The organism is Streptomyces sp. NPDC002156, from assembly GCF_053593675.1.
This window is the reverse complement of sequence record NZ_JBSFDA010000184.1, coordinates 1-19,695: the sequence shown is the minus strand read 5'-3', so window position 1 is coordinate 19,695 and position 19,695 is coordinate 1. Positions and strand designations below refer to the sequence as shown.

The window sequence follows — 19,695 nt, the reverse complement described above, 5'->3', positions numbered from 1 at the left end:
GCCTGGGCGCGCCGCCGGCGTGAGGGGTGACGCGAGCGGGGTCGACGTGCCGGCCCGAACTATGTCCCAGCCCGGTGCTGCTGCCGCCTTTACGGAACAACGGCACTTCTTGGACATCGAAGTCAGTAACGACGCGACGGAATTGCCTGAATGAAGCTCCGGTAGGTCGCTGACCTGCGTGGTCGACGTCCATTCAACGGTTACCGCAACGACCGCTGCGCGGGGAGCTCCACCGTTGGCTTCGACTGCGATGCTGATGTGAATAGCGCGCGGACGGATCAATGAGAAACCGTGACGAACGTTCAGCTCGCGAGTATCCGGCCGGACAAAAAGGTTGAAAACTTACATTCTTTTTGGTGCTGTCGTAGCCAGACAACTGCGTGCCCGCTGCCTGTGGATACTCATATGCTTCCTCCACCGTTTGATGGCTTGGGGGGGGGAGACACGTGGCTTCTGAAGGTCGACCTTCCTGGGCGCACCCGATACTGCGGTTGCATCACCGGGGCATCGAGAAGCGTGTAACCGCAGGCGAGGCAGCAGCAGTGGAGTTGAACATCACGCTGGAGGTCGACACCATCCGTGCCGCGCTGGCGTATGAGCGGCGAACGTATCTACGGGAAATGCTCAAGCTTAACGCCGGTGGTGACGCCTTCATGGCCCTGGCCTGGGCCTTTAACCGTGGCGTCTGTACGCCTGGTGGATCATTGGAACCGACGACCGACCAGGACTGCACCATAGGTCAGCTCAATTGGGACAGTATGGTCGACTTACTCCTCATCTGTAATCTGCTCGCCCTCGGCATCTGCTGGATTCAAATGGCAGCGATGGGCGAGACCATACCGCGCTGCTCAAAGCCGATTTACCCTCTGCTGAAGCTGCTCACGGCCAGCGCAACCGTCGCCCGCCAGAACGCCCGATACACGGAAGCCATCAAGCTCAGCCAGCAGGTCTCCAACCTAGGTCTCTTGCTGCGGATGCTTGCCCGCCACGTCGCCGAAGACTTCGGCCAGCGCCGAGCCCTGCGCAGAGCACTGACCACACATCTCAGCCGTGTCGACGCCGCTTTCATCGAGGCGGCAGACAAGCTGGCTGCCGACCGCACGGCCTCGGCCAAACAACTGGCCGCACTTGCAGCTCTTGCCGCCAACAACATCGCCGCTGGTCACTTCACCGCGATATTGCCAGCGGAGGCACTGGCCGAGCAGACCACACTTGAACCCGACCGGCTCGACGGGCGGCGCCTGGCAACCGCCTGCCTGTCGGCGGTAGCTATCGTGATCGTCTTGTTCGCCGTCCTGTCGCCTTTGGGGGCGCCAGTGGAGTTTCTCGTGCCGCTGGCAGTGGCGGCGTTCTTCGTGCTGGTCTATACCTTGCTCGCGTTCCGGTACGGGCTTTCCGAGGCCACCCGACTGACGCGGAGCATCGGCGGGTTCTTCTCGGCCAACCCGCCCCTGTAGCCAGCCCAGTCTTAGACCGTGTCCTACGTGGTGAGGCGGACGTTGGTTTCGGTATGGGGCGGGGTACGTGGAGTTGGATTGTTCCGGACGGACTGTGGGGGATCGCGAAGCCGCTGATCCCGCCCTGAGTGCGGCCGCAGGGCGGCGGAACGCAGGACACCCCTGATGAGACGCTGTTCGCGGCGTTCATCTACGTCCTGGTCAGCGGCTGCGCCTGGCGCCAACTGCCGCCCTGTTTCGGCATATCGAAGTCGACGGCTCACCGTAGGTTCCTCATCTGGTCGAGAGCCGGCGTCTGGGGCCGCCTCCATGAGGCTGTGCTGCACCGGCTCGACGACGCCGGCCTCGTCGACGTCACCCGCGTCGTCCTCGACACCGCCCACGTCAGGGCTAAAAAGGGGGCGACCACACAGGTCCGAGCCCCGTGGACTGGGGAAAGCCGGGTTCGAAGATGCACATCTTGTCGGACGCGAACGGACTGCCCCTTCTCGTCGGCGTCTCGGCCGGCAACACCCACGACAGCGAAGGGCTGAAGCCCATGATCGAGGGTCACCAAACGAGACACGACCCCCACCGCGGCCGCCACTTCAAGCCCCAGCGCCTGCACGCGCACAAAGCCTACGACCGCGCCGACCTGCGGAAATGGTTACGCGGCAAGCGCATCGGAGTTCGGATCGCACGCAAAGGAATCGAGTCCAGCGAACGATTGGGCCGCCGCCGCCGGGTGATCGAACGCACCATGTCGTGGCTGTCCGGCTACCGCCGACTCAGCCCACGCTACGAACGCAATCCCCGCAACTACCTCGCCTTTCTCGGCCTCGCCGCCGCCATCTGCTGCTACAAACGGCTTGTCCGCCTCACCACGTAGGACACGGTCTTAGCTTGGTGTTTAACCTCGGCCGTTCACCTGACCCGCTGATCTTGGTTCGTTTCCGGGACAGCAGGGCGGCCGTTCTTCACGCTTCGAGGTGTCGAGCAACGTCACGTGAAGGAACGGCCGCTGGTGAAGAGTCTCGCCGCTGAACAGTCCGCTGATGCCGCGTTGGGCGTCCTGTCCCACTTTCGTGTCCAGTTCTACGACTGCCTCTACACCCGGGCGGATGCGCTCTTCGAGCTCACCGACGCGGTGCTGTGCTCGGACGGCCCGGTGACGTCGCTGGTCGAGTTGACGCTCACGGCTGAGCACCGGCGCGGGCACGGGGCGATGTACGACGCGGTCAACCACGGCTGGCTGGAACCGCGCCGCCTGCGCTGGCTGCTGGCCTCCACGCCGCTGCCGCGGGCGTCCGACGGGCGGATCGTCCTCGCGGTGGACGTGAGCAACTGGCTGCGACCCGACGCCCCCACCAGCCCGGAGCTGCTGTTCTGCCACGTCTACGGACGGGGCCGCAGCGCGGATCAGTTCATCCCCGGCTGGCCCTACTCCTTCGTCGCCGCGCTGGAGACGGGACGCACGTCCTGGACGGCCGTGCTGGACGCGATCCGGCTCGGGCCGTGTGACGATGCCACCGCGGTGACCGCCACCCAGCTGCGCGAGGTGGTCACCCGGCTGGTGCACGCCGGGCAATGGCGGCCGGGCGACGCGGACATCCTCGTCGTCATGGACACCGGCTACGACGTCACCCGCCTCGCCTACGTCCTGGCCGACCTTCCCGTCGAGCTGGTCGGCCGGCTCCGCTCGGACCGCGTCATGCTCCGGGATGCCGGCCCACGCCGCTCCACCCCACGCGGCGGACAGCCCCGCAAGCACGGCGGCGTCCTCACCTTCTCCAAGCCGGAGTCCTGGCACACCCCTGACCAGGCCACGACGTGCGACACCACCCGCTACGGCACGGCCGAAGCCCTCGCCTGGGACCGGATGCACCCCCGATTGCAGGCCCGTGGCCCCTGGCTCGACCACTGCGGTGAACTCCCTTTGATCCACGGCACGTTGATCCGGCTGAAGGTCGGGCACCTGCCCGGTGACCGCGACCCGAAGCCGGTGTGGCTGTGGTCCTCGCGCACCGGGATGACCGGCGCAGACGTCGACCTACGCTGGCAGGCGTTCCTCCGCAGATTCGATCTTGAACACACCTTCCGGCTGTTCAAACAGACCCTGGGCTGGACCGTCCCCAAGGTCCGCGATCCGCACACGGCCGACCTGTGGACGTGGCTGATCATCGCCGCCCACACGCAACTCCGCCTCGCCCGGCCTCTCACTGAGGATCTTCGGCGGCCCTGGGAGCGGCCGGCGCAGCCTCGCCGGCTCACCCCTGCCCGGGTCCGCCGGGGGTTCCGCCACCTCCGCGTGAAGACCGCCCGTCCCGCCGACGTGCCCAGACCTTCCAAGCCCGGCCCCGGACGCCCACCCGGCTCGAAGAACCGCAGGTCAGCCCCACGTCACGAACCCGGGAAGACCGTGAAACGAATCGAAACCCTCACCGAACACGTCCGCCTGAAACAGCAGCGAGGTTAATGATCAAGCTAACAGTCGGCGCAGTGTGGGGCGAGAGCCGCAGCTGTCAGCCCGTTGCCGAGATAGGTGTCAAGGGTATGGAAGTCGACTGCTGCCATGTGTGTCTCCTGATGAACGTCGACAGGGAAGCGGTCACCCAGGCGCCGGGGAAGCGCTACAAGATCGCCGGCATCAGCGATGTTGATCCAGTGGCGTACGCCAGCCGGGCGCTGTCCGCGCTGTGACGTATCAGGGGACGGCTCCAGCATGTCGAACACCGCCCCTGGCAGCCCCAGCGGGGAACCGAGCGTAACCAGCACTTCGACGCCAAGATCTGGGTAGGCATGGAGGGCTTCGTAGGTGACGACCGACCCCAGCGAGTGCGCCACCACGACCTTTGCGCCACGCGCGCGGATCGTCTCGGCGACGACCTCTCGAGCCCGTCGACGGCGGGCGGGAGAGGCCAAATAGCTGTAGACCTCCGAAAGCAGTGCCACCGCGATCCGGCCCAGCGTCTTGGCAGCGATGCCGCGCCGGCGAGCTACGAGATCGATCGCTTGACGCAGTGGCAGCCCGCCCCACGACTGGCCCTCTGCGGGCTCGTCCTGCAAGCCCACCGCCCTGAGCCACGCCAGCACGGCCTGCTGCTCCGGGGGTGTGAGGTCGTCAAGCCCACCATCTGAGCTCTGTGCCTCGGGATCGCGAAGCGTGTGCGCGTAGTAGGCGGCCGTGATGTCCGGTACATCAAGGTGGCCCAGGCCTGCGTCCGTGTAACCGAGCTGCAGTCGTGCCTGCCACCTTTGCGCGAGCTTGTCCGCAGCAGCATCCGGATCAAGTCCCCTCTCGTAGTTGCGCACTCCATGAACCATGACGATGTGATTCATCGGCTTTCCGTCTTCTCGCTTGAACCTGCGACACTGCCGAGGTTCGTCCAGGCCAAGAAAGCGACCCGCGACCCGTACCCCGCGAAAACGCCCGCGTCGTTGACGGCGACTGCGCCAAGAAGGTCCGGAAATCCAGTCTCGTTGAGCAGTGCGCCTTGCTGGGAGCAGTCCCAGACACGGACGTAGCTGTCGGCGCCAGTGGATACCAGCAACGGAGTCTTCTGGACTTCTACGAACAGCACTGACACCACCTCGCCCTCATGCCCCTGGAAGTGGGCCAGTTCCTCACCAGTCTCCAGGCACCGGACAGCGACTGCCCCCTCCACGCCTCCGATGAAGACGACATCAAGATCGCCCCATTGTCCGGCCGCCACGCAGGTGACCTCGCCGATCCCCTGGGCCAGCGTGCGGTCCTCGCCGGAGGCCGTGTGCGTCATGAGGCAATTGTCTGGAACCCACTCCTCCGTCAAGTCCGGGTCCCATGCATGCACTGTGATCCCGACGAACTCGCCCTTGAGCCGCCCCAGCGCGGAGAATCGGGTGCCGCCGTGCCTGCCGTCGTTCGCGTACAGCACCTGCCGGGGCTCTTGATCACCTGGGTTGATGAAGAAGATTCCATCGCTCGCATGCACCACGAGAGTCGGACGGCCGTCGAGCTCTCCAATGGACAGATCCATCACCGCCTCCCACTCGAGTGGCGGGCCGATCGGCTCACCGGTGTCAGCGTTGAGTACCTCGATACAGCCCTGTCGCCCGAAGCCGTGAGCCACGACGACCACCTCGGCTTCCGCCAAGCGTCCCGTAGTCACTGCTGTGATACCCCGACGCTGACCACTCGTGAGCAAGGTGCCTGCCGTGGAGTCCCATACCTTGAAGATTTCGCTCTTCTCCACACTGACTGCTGGGGAGGTATGGGAGCCCCCCTGGTCAGGCACTGCTACGAGGTCCACCGCAGAAGCGTGCGATACCCCCCACAGGAGTGAACCTGGCTGCGCATGAGGTGTCTCCGACAACAGCACGGCCTCGTCCCACGACTCCGACCCTGCTGTGTGGTGGATCGATGCGATGGCTGCTAGTTGCGAACCGTCTACCGCCAATACGGCAACGCTCGAAACTTGCTCAGGAGTGACGCTCAGGAGTGCGGGTTCGTCCTCCTTCCCGTCGAGCGACCGTGCCCGGATTCCGTGCCCCGGCTCGAAGTACGCGAAGTACGGCCTCCCGCCCTCTCCAAGCAGCGGCGTCCCGGCGCCGGCGTGGCCGACGTTGTCCAACGGCTGATGGGTCCCCGTACGCACATCCCAGACACGAGTGCCGTCGTCGGCACCCGTCACCACGACGGGTCCACTGGGTCCCTGCACAGTCTGAACGCTGAGGACAGGGGTACTTCCGCCGGGCCACACCAGATCCTTGCCGGCCGCCTCCCAAGCGTGCACCGAACCGTTCTTCGCCCCCGAGACGTATAGCCGTACACCATCCAGTTCGACTGCACTGACTGCGGTGCAGTCGTATCCCTCAATGTCGAGATCTGGCTCCTGCAAGTCGCCCACGCCGCCATCGGCTTCCAGGTTGCACAGCCAATCGCCAATGACATCCAGGGAGGCGACTCGGCTCCCTGTCGGGTCATACGAGGTGACCTCACCTCCGCCGCAGGCCACGACGAGGAAGCTGTCGCAATGCTCAACAATCCCGAGAGCGATCACAGGAACGGCATCCGTCCTGATCGCTGTCTTGATACTGCCGGTCTCGAGATCCCAGACATCGATGTGACCGTCGGACCGTCCCACAGCCACCAGTGCTCCGAACCGTCCGTACCCGCCGCACAATGCCGTCAGGGGACTGTCACCTGGAAGCGACAGAGAGAACAAAAGCACTCCCGTCCGGACATCCCATACCTCGACCTGCTCTTCAAACGTGAGTCCCGCAGCGAGCCATCGATCGCAACCCCGGACGAGAACAGCCTCCACGAAGTCGGGACTCCAGCCAGCGAATGGAGCAGGGAGCTCCACCGAGCCCCAAGAGAACTGCAGCAGACGGTGCTCCGGAGGTTGCGCCGTAGGTTCTTCCAGCGCGTCCAACGCGTTGACAAGCCACGATTCCCCCCACATTGCGGCTGTATCCCGCAGCCACAGACGTCGCTGCCACGGTTCGTGTCCGACGGACAGCGCAGCCTGGCACAGGAGTCCCACAATGCGGCCCCGTAGCGAACGGCTGACCGGTCGTTCATTCAGCAGTTGCGGATCACAGTGGACAAGGAATGACGCAGACAGGAGGAGTGTATCGAGCTCTCCGGCGTCCGCAGCATGCTGCGCTGCGTGCCGCAGTACGTACGGGAGAGCCAACCCGAACCTGCGTTCCCCCACAGCGGCAGGCCCCGGCAGAGTGTCGAGAACAGACGCGAGGATGCTGGACCGGCTCACACGCTCGAACGCCTTGCGCTGATAGTCCACGAGGCTCTGGTGGTAGAAGCGGTACAGCCGCTGTCCGTCACTATCCGTGCTGAACCGTAGGTAGAAAGAAGCTGCTGCCAACGCTTTCTGAACATCGTTCAGACCCGGTGCCGTGCTGCCTGATGTCACGAAGGCACTTGAGACCTGATGGATCACCTCAAGCGGCATGCCCTGACCGTACCCGTGCGCCACCGCGGCAAGTACGGAGGCCATTGCCGGATGCTCCTCCTGCAGAATGCCCAGATGCAGTTGCAGCATGGCCGGCAGACCCGAGGGAATCCGGTGGACCACATCCACCACACTTGGCGGGGCATCCTGATGAACCAAGTAATGTGCGAAGAGTGACGCCAACAAGAACCCGGCCTCGTCTCGGACCCCTAGCCGCTCGGCAACTGCAGTAGCAGTTGCGACGCGCAACTCGGCAGTCCCCGGCCCGCTGTACACCCGGGAAGTCTCAAGAATCTCGCACAGGTAATCCCGCAGCTCCATGGTTCGCTGCTCGACCGAAACCTGATCTAGATCGACAAACTGGTCACTGCGCTCAAGTTCCTTCAGCAGATCTCGATAACGGTCCCACCACGGCCGGGTCCCGATCAGCACCCTGCATACCACTCGATCCCTGTCCGGACTCTTCTCGTCGAGTTTCCGGCGAGACCGAGCAAGCTGAATCAGAGCGTCGACCAAAGCGGAGTCGGACGAAGCCTCATCGAGAGCGTCCACTACAACCGTCACCGGCCGGGTTCGCTGCTCGGTGATCCGGTCAAGAATCGCGGTGGTGGTCCACCCCCGCCCCGGCTCCTCACCCAGATTGAGCTGAGCCGCGATCGAAGCCAGTACCTCTGCAGGACCGCGCTGCCGCGCGTGTACCGCAGCCAGATCAGGGTTCAGTTCCGGCCTTACTTCACGATCCACTGCCTGCGCGATCTGGCGTGTCACTGCGCGCAGTTGAGGGTGAGTCAGGCAGGCAACAACTCCCAGCAGCGCTGACTTTCCCGAGCCGGGACTCCCGGTCACCACCATCAGCGGTGGCTCGCTTGGCCCTTCGAGCCACTGCTTGATTTGCCCGAGCTGCTCCTGCCGACCAGTGAAGAAGCATCCCTGCGCAATGTCCTGCTGCTGGGGTGACCCCGAAGCCCGAGAAATGAAGTGCAACGGATCGAGAGCCGGGTCGACAGCTGCCGCGAACTGCCACAATCCCGTCTCTACTGACTGAAGGAACTGCTGCCCGGCGCTCGTGCGATAGGAGGGGTTGAGCAAGAAAGGTGGCACTGGCACATGAGCCTCGGCATGAGCAGTCCGCAGGACGCTTTGAGAGACAAGGTCATCAGCCGCTGCTGACCGAGCCAGTTCTCGGTCGATCTCCCGTGCCAGCGTTTCCACCGGTACATGCTGCACCGTTGGGGAGATGTCGAGCCGTCCCTGGGACAGCCGCTCCATGACAAGGCCAGTCGCAGACGTGAACCGCGCGGCATACGTCTTCTCGTCAGGTGCACATGCAGCGATCACCCACGCACGACGGTCGGCCGCTCTGATCCTGTCTACGAGCTGCTGCATAACCGGTCGGCCGGCTCCGCACACGTCCAGCATGAAAAGTACCGGCGGCCCGTCCGCAGTTGCCTCGACCTCGCCTAGCCACGTCCCCACCTGCTCGGCAGTCCGGGCGAAGTTGTCCAACCGTGTCTCACGCGTCGCCAAGAACAACGACTGATTGCCCTGTCCGGCGATTCCATGGCCCGCGAAGTGCACGATAAGAGCTTCAGGAACCTCGCTCGACTCCACCAGCCCATGAGCATCTCGCCACAACCGCCTGAGCGTTTCGTGATCGGGATCGAGTGCCGCTCCGCTGCCCACGATCGTCAGCCCCCGCATCTTCGCAAGGTGCGTCGCAAGCTGGGAGACGGCCGGCCCAACCGAGGGCAACGGATCTAGTGTCTTCGCAGGGGCCAAGGGATCTGAGCGATCAGCGTCGCTGCCCTCATCGAAGGCTCCGACACCGACAATGAGCACTCGTGTCACTGCTCTCCCCCCGCCTGCTGCCCCCTGAGCGACAATCCTAGGAGTCCGTCCACACATGGCGTAGGAACGTCCCACCTCATAGTGCACTCGCGTGGAGACGTGGTTGCAGCAAGAGCACCCACCGCCGAGTCGCTTCGACAAGCTCATCGACCACCGTGGGTTCCGGCAGATGTGGCAACCCCTTCGTGAGGACCCCGCCCCTGGTTCCAGGTCGTACGATCGACAGTGATCCGCGCGACATGAGCGGGAAGCACTTTCGCCGCGAGCGGTGATGAGACGGACACATCGCCGTTCGGCACCCACGAAGAATGGCCGCTGACCGGGGTGGACCAGGACACCTCAGCGACGGGGCGGCCGAAGTCGTCGGCGAGCGCCTGGACGAGCATGGCGCCCACTCCTTGGCGCCGATAGGCGTCGGCCACCCAGATCAGCTCGATCCGCGGCCGTACAGTGTCGTCCGCATCGCCGAACGGCGACTCGTCGACGAGGTCCCAGGGCCGGTGATAGTCGGTGTCATGGGCCGCCTGGTAGCCGACCACGTGCCTGTTCGCCTTCAGCAGGTACGCCCGGGCGTTGTCTTTGGTTTCCTCTGGCTCGCTGAGGTGGGATCAGGAAGGGAAGTCGCAGTGGTTCTCCCTTTGTGGCATCTTCGCCACCTTGTAGGGGAGCCTGCGCCACGCCATGGGGGACTGGGTCGTTACCACGGCCAGGTCAGCCAGCCAGTCGAGGTTCTTCGACACCTGCACGCCGAGCGCCCACGCCGCGTGGTGGTCGGCGTGCTCACGGCCGCCGTCGCCGTCCTGGCCCCGGAACCCGCACCGGCAGTCATGATTGAGGGAAAGCCGCGGCAGATGGAACCGGACCGGCGTGGCGCGCTGACTGAGGTCCTGATCGCGTCCTCCGACTCAGGGCCGGTAGGGTGCGTCGTCCGATTCGACATGACCGCTCCACCCAACCGGATACTGCTTGGGAAACATTTCCCGTAGCTGCTTCTCGGCCGCTGGCGGCGTGGGGCGCACCCACACACTTCCGGCCGTCGCCCGGCCGTTGAGACACAGCCCGCTTCTCCTGGCCTTGCCGCGCAGGAACCACAGAAGCACGGTAGGTGGTGCACGGAAGTCCACGCCACACGGGGTGTGCCGTGGTGGGCTGACGGACAGCGGCTTCCTGAGCGGCGGCTGCTTTGCCAGAGTGGGGGAGTGGCTGATGAGTTTCGGTTTGTGGCATTGCGGGCCTTCGCGCGCCCGCCGCGTCTGCTGGTGGTAGTGCCGGGTGCCGAGGCGGAGTGGGTGCGTTGGGCGGCGGCGGGTCTGGGTGCGCTGAGCCGGGTGTGGGGCGGCTGCGCCGGGGCGGTTGTTCCTGCCTCGGCGGTTGATCATCCTGTTGTGGCGGACGTGATGCGACGGATGCAGCCCGATCACGTACTTGCGTACGCGCCGTCCGGCGCCACGGTCGAGGCGATCCATCCGGGCGCTGTGGATCGTGTGGTGGGCGATCTGGAGGGTGAAGCCAGACGCCAAGCTGCAGCGTTTGTACGTGCGGAGCCGTGGAACCACGGCGTGGTGCCGGACGTGGAACAGGCTGCATCTGGACTGCGGGAACGCCTGGGCGTCAACGCCGTACGGGAGATGACACAGGAGACGCACCTGTTCGACGACCCCACGAAGACGGGGCTGAGCGCGTTGAGCGATGTGGCCACCCGGCCGGTCCTGGGAGTGCCGTTCCCGCATGTGGCGACGCCGAGCGCCTTGGCCTACGCGGCGCGCGTAGGCGTGGACCTCGAAGCAGAGGCCGCCGATTCCCGCGTGCCGATTGAGGCACGCTGGCAAGTGGGTGTCGCCGAGCGGGCCGATACCGCCCTGTTGGACTGGCTGCATCCGTCATCGCCGCGGGACACGCTCGCCATGCTCGATCCGGCAGCGGCCAGATGCGTGCGACTGGACCGCGACCGCATTCGGGCGGAGCCGGTGGTGGTGCTGGGGGACAGGCCAGAGGACTTTGCGCTGGCGCAGCTCGCCGGCCTGGTCCACGGCCCGTGCATGTGGCTGCCGTGGCGGGACCCGAATGCGATGACGATCACTGGCCGATTCCCGCGCTGGAGGGGCACAGGCATGGTCCGCATCACCAGCGCCTCGGTGCCTTTGGAGGACGTCGAGGCGCGGATGCGCACGATGTGGGACCGAAGGCCGCGCGCCATCGTCGACGGCGAAGAAGTAGCCGACAAGGCGTTCGCATGCGTGCCGGGCAACGAGTTGCGCACCAGTGGACGGAGCTTCTACGTCCTCGACCAGGCATGGGATCTCCCGCGGTCACTGCCGGCCACTGTCCTGGAGGACGGCTCGCTGGAGGCTACGTTGGGGCTTCCGGCGGAGGTGCCGCCAGGGCTGGACGCCGCCCGGGATAGATGGCAGGTCCTGCTGGTGGCTTCGGACCACCCGGTGCCGCCGCACCGTGTCCTGACCGGCGACGCGTTGTACGCGGGACGCAGCAACTTCTGGGAGACCTTCGTGCGGGCCGCGGACGGGGGCATCACCTACTCCTCGCACCGCTTCGACTTCGTTCCCCGAGGCGCCTCCCTGGCAGGCACGTTGGCCGCACCACGGTTGCGGTGGCCTAGCCTGCAAGCCGTCCTGACGATGGCAGCCGCGCCTTGCCCAGTACGGCCGAGTGCTGCGGGCAAACGGACGGCGGTGACCCAGCGCCTTCTCGGCTCCCGTGCGGCTCTCGAGGATCTTGCCCACGGTCCGGGCTGGGATCTACTGAAGACGTTCCTGCCCGGGCAGCAGCACCCAAGCCAGCCTGAGGACGCCTGGTGGGCCTTGAAGTCCTCGGTGGTGATGTCCTTCCGCGCCCTGGCCGCCACCGCCATGGCGCCCCAGTGGGGCATGCCGCAGCGGCGTGCCCAGGTCGATGAATGGACCACACAGGGCATCCTGCGCAGGGGGCTGGCCCTGGGCTGCAAGGAGTGCCCGGCCTTCGAGTTCTATCCACTGGAGGAAGTCGCACAGCACTACCGCTGCCGCCGGTGCGGCGCCGACAACGAACTGGTCCAGGCGCGCTGGAAGACGGACACCGAGGAACCCGGGTGGTCCTACGAACTGCACCCGGCCGTTGCCGAACTCATCGACAACAACGCTGACGTACCCCTGCTGGCCACACGCTACCTGCGCCAACAGGCAAGAGGCATGATCCCTTTGGTAGGAGCGGAGTTCGAGATCCTGCGCGACGGCTCGCCGTTCGTAGAGATCGACTTCGCCCTGGCCAACGCTGACGAGATCTGGCTGGGCGAAGCGAAGAAGACCTCCGCCCTGGGCGACGGCCACCGCGACACCAAGCGAGAATTGTGCAAACTCATCGACGGCTGCAAGGCGGTCTCCGCCAACCGGCTCATCCTCGCGACCGCCGCTCCGGCATGGAATACAGCGACCACCACGGCGGCCAGACGCGAACTGTCCGGCCTGCGCACGGCAGGCAAGTACACCCCGGACATCTATCTGCTCACCGCCGTGGGTTCCTCCGCGCCAGCCCTGGAGTCCCTCACCACGGCTCAAGAGTGAACACTCAACCGAATCGACGGCTGACGCCGCAAGGCTCAGCCGCATGGGACTGATGCGGCTGAGCTGGGTCCGGGGCATACCGACTGGTGCCTCCAGTACTTGCTCCCGGTCCCGGGCTGAATCGGAAGGCGATGCCGCATAGGGTAACTCCTCGTACCAGCCAAGGAGTTCGGACACAAGGCGCATGCGGAGACGGGGACACGATGCACCGCACCGAGGGCACCAAAACGGCGGATGTCCAGATCATGCTCGACTCAGCGGGCGCCCTTGACGACCGCCTGGCGCCGGCAGATTGGCTCCGTCGCGAACGCGGCCTGCAGGGGTGCGTCCATGTCACTCCGGCTGCTCCCGCCGAGAGCGAGCTCGGTGCCGCCCTCGATTTTCTCACGGTCTCCCTCGGCTCCGGCAGTGTCGCCACCGTCCTTGCCGGTTCTCTCGCCGCATGGCTGCAGAGCCGCCGGACCCCGACCAAGGTGCGCATCACCATCACCCGGGCGGATCGCACCTTGGAACTCGAGACCGGAGATGTTGCAGAGGCCGAGGCGCTGATCCGGCGCTTCCTGGGCGAGGACACCGATGGAGTCTGACGACACCGCCGTCCTCATCGGTATTTCGCGATACCAGGACCCCTCCCTCCCCGACGTTCCGGCAGTCCTCAACAGTCTGTCGGCGATGCACGCTTTGCTCACTGCTCCCGACCTCTGCGGGTGGTCCGCAGACCGGGTACACATGCTCGCGGATCCCGCCGACACCACCGCGCTGGCACTGGAACTGCACCGCCTGGCCGAGAACACCACGGGTACCCTCCTGCTCTACTTCGTCGGCCACGGGGTCGTCACCAGGACCGGTGCGCTCTGCCTTGCCACCGGCGGCACCCAGCTCCGCTACCCCGACCTGACAGGCCTGGAGTACGACAAGGTCCGCAACGCCCTGCTCGACTCGCCGGCCCAGGCGAAGCTGGTGATCCTCGACTGCTGCTACTCGGGCCGTGTCATCCACGGCCTGACGGGTGCCGGCGAGAGCCAGCTCGCGGACACCACCGACATCCGCGGCGTGTACACGCTCACGGCGGCCGACCATGTCGCCCACGTGCCCCCGCCGGAGGAACAGGAGACCGCCTGCACGTCGTTCACCGGGACTCTGCGGGACATCGTGCGAGACGGAATCCTGGGCGCCCCGCCGGTGCTCGCTCTGAGCGACATCTATCCCAAGCTCAGGAACACACTCCAGGCGCGCGGCCTCCCCGAGCCCAACCAGCGCGGGACAGACACCGTCGAGGCCTACCCCTTCAGCCGCAACGTCGCATACACCGACGGCACAGGATTCCGGCTGCTCCCGCAGGAGCAGGTCGACTTCTTCCTCAGGGTCCTCGCCGCGCAGCCGCGCCACGACCTCACGGCTGCGAGCATCGATAAGCTTGAGGACTGGCCTGGTGTCTATCTCCTGCACCAGGAGTCTGATGACACCCCGGAGATCGTCTACGTCGGGAAGCACGACCGTTCGATCGCTACCCGTCTCACCAAGCACCTGCAGAAGATCGACGGACGTTGCCATATCGACTCCCGCGACCTCTCCTTCAGCTACCTCAAGCTGGACGACGACCTCAACCACGTCGCACCGGAGCTTGTCGTGCTCCGGCAGTTGCACGCCCAGGGACATTCCCCGCTCTGGAACCTGAACGGCTTCGGCAACCATGACCACGGGCGGGCGAGGGACTCCGCCAGGCTCGCCCGCAGCCATTTCGACGTGCTCCACCTGATCGACCTGGCGTGGCCCCTACGCACCGACGGCCCGGCTCTCGACCTGACGGCGCGCGAGATGGCCGCCTACCTCAAAAGCGAACTCCCCTACGTCTTCCGCTTCGAATACCGGGGAACCGCGATCGACGGGATCCGGCTCACCGTCCCGGAGGGTCCTCTCTGCGCCGACCGTGCCTTCCGCCTGCTTGCCGCTGCCCTGGGTGACGCATGGCAGATCAGCGCTCTCATGGGCCAGGTCCTGATGTACCGCGAGCAGGGCGCAAGATATCCCAGCGCCATCCGCTACTACGTCGGCAGCACGGTGATGGAGGCGGTGCCGGATGTCTATGAGGACGGGCACCCGTTGTAGGGGGACGGTAGCGCTGATTCCAGAGGTATTCGCATCAAGGAAGCGCTGTCCGAAGCCTCCCGCGTCCTCGTCGTCGACGAAGCACAGTGGCTGGACACCCGCGCCTTCGAGTTCATCCGCGAACTGTGGGATGACGACGACACCCGCCTGGCCGTCGTCCTCGTCGGCGCCGAGAACTGCTACCAGAAGATCAAGAACCGGCCCGCGCTGGACTCACGTATCCTCGTCTGGCAGCGCTACAAACCCCTCACCCCGACCGAAGTCCTCACCGTCATCCCCAGTACCACCCGCTGTGGTCCCACGTCCTCGCCGACGACCTGCTGTGGATCGACGACCTCGCCTGCCACGGCAACTTCCGCCAATGGGCCAAGATCACCTACCTGCTCAACGAAGCCAACGGCAACCCGCCTTCCCCCGGCAGCACCACCGCACCCACCCGGCCGGACGGATCCCATGCCGGCCCGGCCTCCACGGCCCCGGCAGACGCCCCCGCCTACAGTCGCGATCTTGTGCGCGCCGTCCTCAGCAGGATCGACCCCACCCAGCGGCACACCGAATGAGGCCGGGGCCGTGCTGTCGGTGTGACAGCCACCGGCAGTCTCACGGCTCTGCGACTGGACCCTCTTGTATGTCGTACTCGATATATGCTCTCTTGATGGCATGACAACACTGCGGTTGACCAAGCCCACCATTTCGGTGCTCGAGGTGCTGCTGGCCGCGACCGGTGACAGCCCTGCGTGGGGGCTGAGGATCTGCCGCGAGGCGGACCTCGGCCCCGGCACCGTGTACCCGATCCTCAACCGGCTCGAGGATCGGGGATGGATCACCAGCCGGACCGAAGCCACACCGCACCCGGGGCGTCCTCCCCGTCTCTTCTACGAGTTCACGGGTGCTGGGCGTGTTCGTGCCACCGAGGCACTGGAAGCCCGTAAGGCGCGCCGCAGTTCGATGCTGCGTCTCGCGGGAGGCCGGGGATGAGCCTTGCGTCGGCAGGCCGGGTACGAGCAGCTGAGGAAGCAGCAGCCAGGGCATGCCGCGACGTCGCCCCCTCGGGAGGGCTGCCGTGAGTAAGGTGTTCATCAGCCGCAGCGCACACAGTGACACCTGCACCGCGCAGGTGCACCGCCTGGTCGCCCGGGAACTCCGCGACCGGGGCTACGAGATCGCCAACGAAGAAGGCCGGATCGCCGGCCAGGTGTGGCATCCCCGCTTGTATGAGCAGTTGCTGGAGTGCAATGCTGCGATCGTCCTGATCGACCGTGCTGCACTCACTTCCGGGTGGGTGCATCGGGAAGCTGACATCCTCCTGTGGCGGCATCACTTCAACCACACGTTCTTCGTCCTCTCCGCGCCTTCGGGGGGAGTGACTCCTCACGACATGCGTGCTGCCGGGTATGAAGATCTACTTGCCCTGCCGTCGGCGCGCACCGGACCGTTGGACAGGCAGCCCGCCGATCCCGAGGACGCGGCGCAAGGAATCCTCAGGTTTTTCCCGCCGCTGACAGCCCAACTGGACGACAGCGCCCCGACATTGGACTGGGGACAGGACGAACAAACCCGAACGCGTCCCTTCGCTGTACGACGCCGTTCGGTCACGCTTTCCGTCACCCGCCTGCTCTTCACGTTCGCGCTCCTCCTTGCGGGCCGCCGCGGCCACTCCATGCGCACTGCCTGGCTGGCTGACCTCATGGGCTCTCCGGAAGAGGGCATCACCGTCAGCTGGCGTGACCGTGTGCCCTACACGCTCGGCCTCGTGGTCGCCGCTGCGCGGATGAGGCTGCACGACATGGCCTGCTCACTCTGGCGTCCCGTGGACTGGCTGTTGTCCTCCGACGACAGAATCAGCGCTTCCATCGCCGCATGGGTCGGAGGGCTGGCGATCTACATCATGTGGCACGACGGCCTTCATATGCTTCTGACCGAGGGATGGGGATGGTGTGGCGCGTGTGGCGGAGCCCTCTACCTGCTGACGCGCTGGCTCCGCCGGGTTCGAGGCATCGAACTCTCCGCAGCACGCGCTGATCCGCCCGAGGAATAGCCGCATCACGCAAGGCGCAAGGCAGGCTCCACGAGTGCCCGGAAGGCATGAAAAATACCTTCACCGCGGCCACGCGGACATTGAAGAGAGCGGGAGGGTGCCGTCCACCGCAGCTGTGAGCCGGGCTCCGGTTCCTCGTCAAGGCGGTCCTCACACCGGCGGGCAGCGTCCGCGAGAGGCGAAACGGCTGGGCCTTCTGCACCAACGGGTCGGGGCGGTCCGGCGAGCCGCCCCTGACCGGGCCGTGTGTGCCGTTCGGTTTCCCAGCCCACCGGGTGACAGCGGTGTACTGGTCGTCTCCGAGATCCCGGTGCCGCTGTCTGCTGCCGGTGACGTCTCAGTTGCGATCAGGCAGCAGGATGGCGTGTGCTCCGGGGATGAGCCAGATTCCCTTGGGTACCACCGACGCCGTGGATGCGGGCAATGCGGTGGCTGGCCCGGTGTGCAAGGTGAGATCAGGCCCCTGAGCCGGCCGGGACACGCGCTCGGGTGCGGGCGGTGTCACTGTGCGGCGGACGGGAGGCGTCTGCCGGGCCTCCAGACGAGGGGAGAGTGCGTGCCGCTTGTGCCGTCGGGGAGAGGACGTCCGCCGCCAGTAGCGCGGCCCGGGTTGCGCGGGGTGTTCTTCCGCGTTGTCGACGTTCAGCCATCCCGCGCTCTGCAACTGGTGGGCTGCCGCCCTCAGTTGGTCGGTGCTCCAGGGTGTGGCCGGATCCTGTGGGCAGTGGGCGGCGAGCACGGTGCGCAACGCGGGTGGATGTCCGTGACGGCGGTGGTAGGCGTGGACCCAGGCCGCCACGACCATCTCCTGCCCGGCCACATTGATCACAGTGCTGTCGCGGGGCGCTTCGGCAGGCGTGGCGCGGGGGAGCAGGGAGCGTACGGGGTCGGCGAGTTGGTAGGTCGCCGGCTGTTTCCACCCGCTGTTGAGGTGGAGCATGCGCAACCAGCCTCCGTGTTGCAGGGCTCGCAGGGCCTGCCCGCCGTCCTCGGGGAAGTGCGCCCCGCAGTGCCAGTCGAGTCGCCGCAGACTCACCGGGCTGGTCTCCTCCGGGCGGGCGCAGGCGGTGAGATACACGGCGGCGAGCCGGACTGGCTCGGGCGGTTTGAGCGGGGCTCTGGCACAGGCGGAGCGCCACGCACGCTCGTGCAGCGAAGCATCACCTCGACATCGACCGCGACGCACCTGACCTACGACGTCCTATGACGACGTCGTTTGGCTTCCTGACCACAGTCCCCCGCTTCGGGGAGCCGACGACGGGCACTCACGCGAATCGGCGCTCAACCTTCGTTGAGAAACGATCAAGCTTCGCTGCGACAGATCAGACGGGCAGGAGATGAAGCTCGCCTACCTGGATGTCCCGTCTCAATGAAGGCAGGCGTCCATGAGGCGCTGACCAGCCTGGCCTGGATTGAGTGAGACACGTGGACTCGGTCTGGTGGGGCGAACCCATGTCGGCGTACGCGCGCACCCCCTCAGGGAAGAACGCAGATATGACCGCCATCTTCGTATCGGCCGTGGGCGTGCTGGGAACCGTCATGGGGGCCGCCCTCACCGCCTTCATCGCAGCTCGTACGGAACGGCGCAGAGAAAGATCACAGGACCGGGTACAGCTGAATGACCTGCGGGTCGAGCATCAGCGATGGCGCCGTGAACGCCGGCAAGCTGCCTATCTCTCATTCCTCGAAGCGCTGGGCAACGCTGATCGAGACAACCAAGCCTTCTTCCGCGAGTTGCGCGCCGGGCACACTCCGGTCTCGCTCGACGAGACGCGGATCGCCGCGATCAGGCTGAAGTTCAAGGATGCCGAGAGCGCGGGACTGGTGGTGGCGCTGGAGGGCCCTGAGGCCGTCGCGGAAGCAGCCCACAACCTCGTCGATCAGTTGTCCTCCCTCGTCCAAGACGTTCGGGAGTACGCGGAAGCAGTCGTGGCGGACAGACACCCCAACAGGAGCGACAACGTGCACGAGGCCGGCATGAGATTCGTAGCCGAGCGGAAGGCGTTTCTCGGCTTGGCCAGGGATGCGCTTGATGAGGTGACCAAACACATCCAGGTCCTCCCCGAAACTCAGCTTCGAGATTGAGTGAGCTGACGCAGAAGTCAGCAGGCCGGGCCTGGTCGTCGTCGACGTCGCGGCCGCCGACGACGCTACCGCGCTCGCTTTCCAGCAGTTGCTCGCCGACCGGTGGGCGACGTCGACAGAGGAGCGTACGACGCATGACGTCGGCCAGCCCGGCGTACGGCTGCGTTGCTACCTGGACGTGCGCCAGCCACTCGACTCGTAGGACCGGGCGGCGCGGCTCTACAGGTTCTTGGTGGCGGCCGCGTCCAGACGCTGCCACAGCACTCCGACCTCGCGCACCAGCCCCTCCAGGTCGGTGGACTGCGCGGACGTCTCCGCGATCGGATTGGTGGGGGTGCCGTCGGGGAGGATTCGGCCGGCGTGCAGCAGCACGACATCGTCGTACGCCGACGTCGTCACGCGCGCTGTTCCTCCCGCGTGCCGGAAGGCGCTGGCGCTCGTACGCTGGTGGTGTAGGGTCTCGCCGCTCGTGGCATGGAGCGGCGACGTGACCTGCAGTTGCCCTGTTTTCTCATGTCTTGGCCGGAGGGTTCTGTCTCACGGTCGTGTCATTTTCTCAAATGCCGTCAGCGGGCGCGCCGTTGGGCTCGTGGGTTCGTCGAGCCGGCGGTCGAATGGACCTTGCCGGTGCCGCGGTTCTGTCGGGTGCGCTGGTCTGCCTCCTGCTC

At 66.0% G+C, this 19,695-nt stretch carries 14 protein-coding genes and 3 pseudogenes; 12 read left to right on the top strand and 5 right to left on the bottom strand.

What is annotated here, in order from left to right:
- The first annotated feature begins 542 nt into the window (after positions 1 to 542).
- The 3 genes and pseudogenes from ACWCRB_RS42085 (at position 543) to ACWCRB_RS42075 (ending at position 3,912) form a co-directional block, all read left to right on the top strand.
- Positions 543 to 1,457, top strand: a complete 915-nt coding sequence (locus ACWCRB_RS42085) for a hypothetical protein (protein WP_451001116.1) — start codon at positions 543 to 545, stop codon at positions 1,455 to 1,457.
- Positions 1,458 to 1,510: 53 nt separating this feature from the next.
- Positions 1,511 to 2,325 (top strand): annotated as a pseudogene (locus tag ACWCRB_RS42080) (IS5 family transposase).
- A 135-nt stretch (positions 2,326 to 2,460) separates the two neighbouring features.
- Positions 2,461 to 3,912 carry an NF041680 family putative transposase gene (locus tag ACWCRB_RS42075; protein WP_451001115.1) on the top strand — a complete coding sequence of 484 codons (1,452 nt, stop codon included), beginning with the start codon at positions 2,461 to 2,463 and terminating at the stop codon, positions 3,910 to 3,912.
- Positions 3,913 to 3,920: 8 nt separating this feature from the next.
- Here the strand turns inward: ACWCRB_RS42075 and ACWCRB_RS42070 are convergent, their stop codons facing one another.
- The 3 genes and pseudogenes from ACWCRB_RS42070 to ACWCRB_RS42060 all read right to left on the bottom strand — a co-directional run.
- Positions 3,921 to 4,775: a serine peptidase gene (locus ACWCRB_RS42070; RefSeq protein ID WP_451001114.1), complete on the bottom strand. Its 855-nt coding sequence runs from the start codon at positions 4,773 to 4,775 to the stop codon at positions 3,921 to 3,923.
- Entirely contained in the window at positions 4,772 to 9,091 is a 4,320-nt protein-coding gene (locus tag ACWCRB_RS42065) for an AAA family ATPase (protein ID WP_451001113.1), read from the bottom strand. Before ACWCRB_RS42065 ends, ACWCRB_RS42070 begins: the two co-directional genes overlap by 4 nt.
- Positions 9,092 to 9,381: 290 nt before the next feature.
- Positions 9,382 to 9,807 (bottom strand): annotated as a pseudogene (locus ACWCRB_RS42060) (GNAT family N-acetyltransferase); the annotation flags it as partial.
- A gap of 630 nt (positions 9,808 to 10,437) precedes the next feature.
- Here ACWCRB_RS42060 and ACWCRB_RS42055 point away from each other — a divergent pair.
- The 6 genes from ACWCRB_RS42055 to ACWCRB_RS42030 all read left to right on the top strand — a co-directional run bounded on the left by ACWCRB_RS42055 (position 10,438) and on the right by ACWCRB_RS42030 (position 16,942).
- Positions 10,438 to 12,795, top strand: coding sequence for a hypothetical protein (locus tag ACWCRB_RS42055; protein ID WP_451001112.1), 2,358 nt, complete (start codon positions 10,438 to 10,440; stop codon positions 12,793 to 12,795).
- Positions 12,796 to 12,998: 203 nt separating this feature from the next.
- Positions 12,999 to 13,382, top strand: a complete 384-nt coding sequence (locus tag ACWCRB_RS42050; protein ID WP_451001111.1) for an effector-associated constant component EACC1 — start codon at positions 12,999 to 13,001, stop codon at positions 13,380 to 13,382.
- Positions 13,372 to 14,904 carry a caspase, EACC1-associated type gene (locus ACWCRB_RS42045; protein ID WP_451001110.1) on the top strand — a complete coding sequence of 511 codons (1,533 nt, stop codon included), beginning with the start codon at positions 13,372 to 13,374 and terminating at the stop codon, positions 14,902 to 14,904. The genes ACWCRB_RS42050 and ACWCRB_RS42045 overlap by 11 nt, the downstream gene beginning before the upstream one ends.
- A gap of 27 nt (positions 14,905 to 14,931) precedes the next feature.
- Positions 14,932 to 15,489: an AAA family ATPase gene (locus ACWCRB_RS42040; protein WP_451001118.1), complete on the top strand. Its 558-nt coding sequence runs from the start codon at positions 14,932 to 14,934 to the stop codon at positions 15,487 to 15,489.
- A 90-nt stretch (positions 15,490 to 15,579) separates the two neighbouring features.
- The gene (locus ACWCRB_RS42035) at positions 15,580 to 15,882 is read left to right on the top strand and encodes a PadR family transcriptional regulator (RefSeq protein ID WP_451001109.1); all 303 of its coding nucleotides are present in this window, start codon (positions 15,580 to 15,582) and stop codon (positions 15,880 to 15,882) included.
- 85 nt (positions 15,883 to 15,967) lie between these two features.
- Positions 15,968 to 16,942 carry a hypothetical protein gene (locus ACWCRB_RS42030; RefSeq protein ID WP_451001108.1) on the top strand — a complete coding sequence of 325 codons (975 nt, stop codon included), beginning with the start codon at positions 15,968 to 15,970 and terminating at the stop codon, positions 16,940 to 16,942.
- A gap of 337 nt (positions 16,943 to 17,279) precedes the next feature.
- Here ACWCRB_RS42030 and ACWCRB_RS42025 read toward each other — a convergent pair whose 3' ends face one another.
- Positions 17,280 to 17,978: a hypothetical protein gene (locus ACWCRB_RS42025; RefSeq protein WP_451001107.1), complete on the bottom strand. Its 699-nt coding sequence runs from the start codon at positions 17,976 to 17,978 to the stop codon at positions 17,280 to 17,282.
- A gap of 87 nt (positions 17,979 to 18,065) precedes the next feature.
- On the opposite strand from ACWCRB_RS42025, the pseudogene ACWCRB_RS42020 reads away from it, so the two are divergent.
- The 3 genes and pseudogenes from ACWCRB_RS42020 to ACWCRB_RS42010 form a co-directional block, all read left to right on the top strand.
- Positions 18,066 to 18,149 (top strand): annotated as a pseudogene (locus ACWCRB_RS42020) (dihydrofolate reductase family protein); the annotation flags it as partial.
- Positions 18,150 to 18,436: 287 nt separating this feature from the next.
- The gene (locus ACWCRB_RS42015) at positions 18,437 to 19,027 is read left to right on the top strand and encodes a hypothetical protein (protein ID WP_451001106.1); all 591 of its coding nucleotides are present in this window, start codon (positions 18,437 to 18,439) and stop codon (positions 19,025 to 19,027) included.
- Positions 19,028 to 19,058: 31 nt separating this feature from the next.
- Positions 19,059 to 19,229, top strand: coding sequence for a DUF6207 family protein (locus ACWCRB_RS42010; RefSeq protein WP_451001117.1), 171 nt, complete (start codon positions 19,059 to 19,061; stop codon positions 19,227 to 19,229).
- 17 nt (positions 19,230 to 19,246) lie between these two features.
- Here the strand turns inward: ACWCRB_RS42010 and ACWCRB_RS42005 are convergent, their stop codons facing one another.
- On the bottom strand, positions 19,247 to 19,426 hold the full coding sequence (locus ACWCRB_RS42005) for a hypothetical protein (protein WP_451001105.1): 180 nt from the start codon (positions 19,424 to 19,426) through the stop codon (positions 19,247 to 19,249).
- Positions 19,427 to 19,695 lie beyond the last annotated feature (269 nt).

What these genes read in the sequence shown, in the direction of transcription:
- ACWCRB_RS42065 (WP_451001113.1), bottom strand. Translation starts at nt 9,091, where the DNA reads ATGCGGGGGCTGACGATCGTGGGCAGCGGAGCGGCACTCGATCCCGAT.
- ACWCRB_RS42050 (WP_451001111.1), top strand. Translation starts at nt 12,999, where the DNA reads ATGCACCGCACCGAGGGCACCAAAACGGCGGATGTCCAGATCATGCTC.
- ACWCRB_RS42045 (WP_451001110.1), top strand. Translation starts at nt 13,372, where the DNA reads ATGGAGTCTGACGACACCGCCGTCCTCATCGGTATTTCGCGATACCAG.
- ACWCRB_RS42070 (WP_451001114.1), bottom strand. Translation starts at nt 4,775, where the DNA reads ATGAATCACATCGTCATGGTTCATGGAGTGCGCAACTACGAGAGGGGA.
- ACWCRB_RS42015 (WP_451001106.1), top strand. Translation starts at nt 18,437, where the DNA reads ATGACCGCCATCTTCGTATCGGCCGTGGGCGTGCTGGGAACCGTCATG.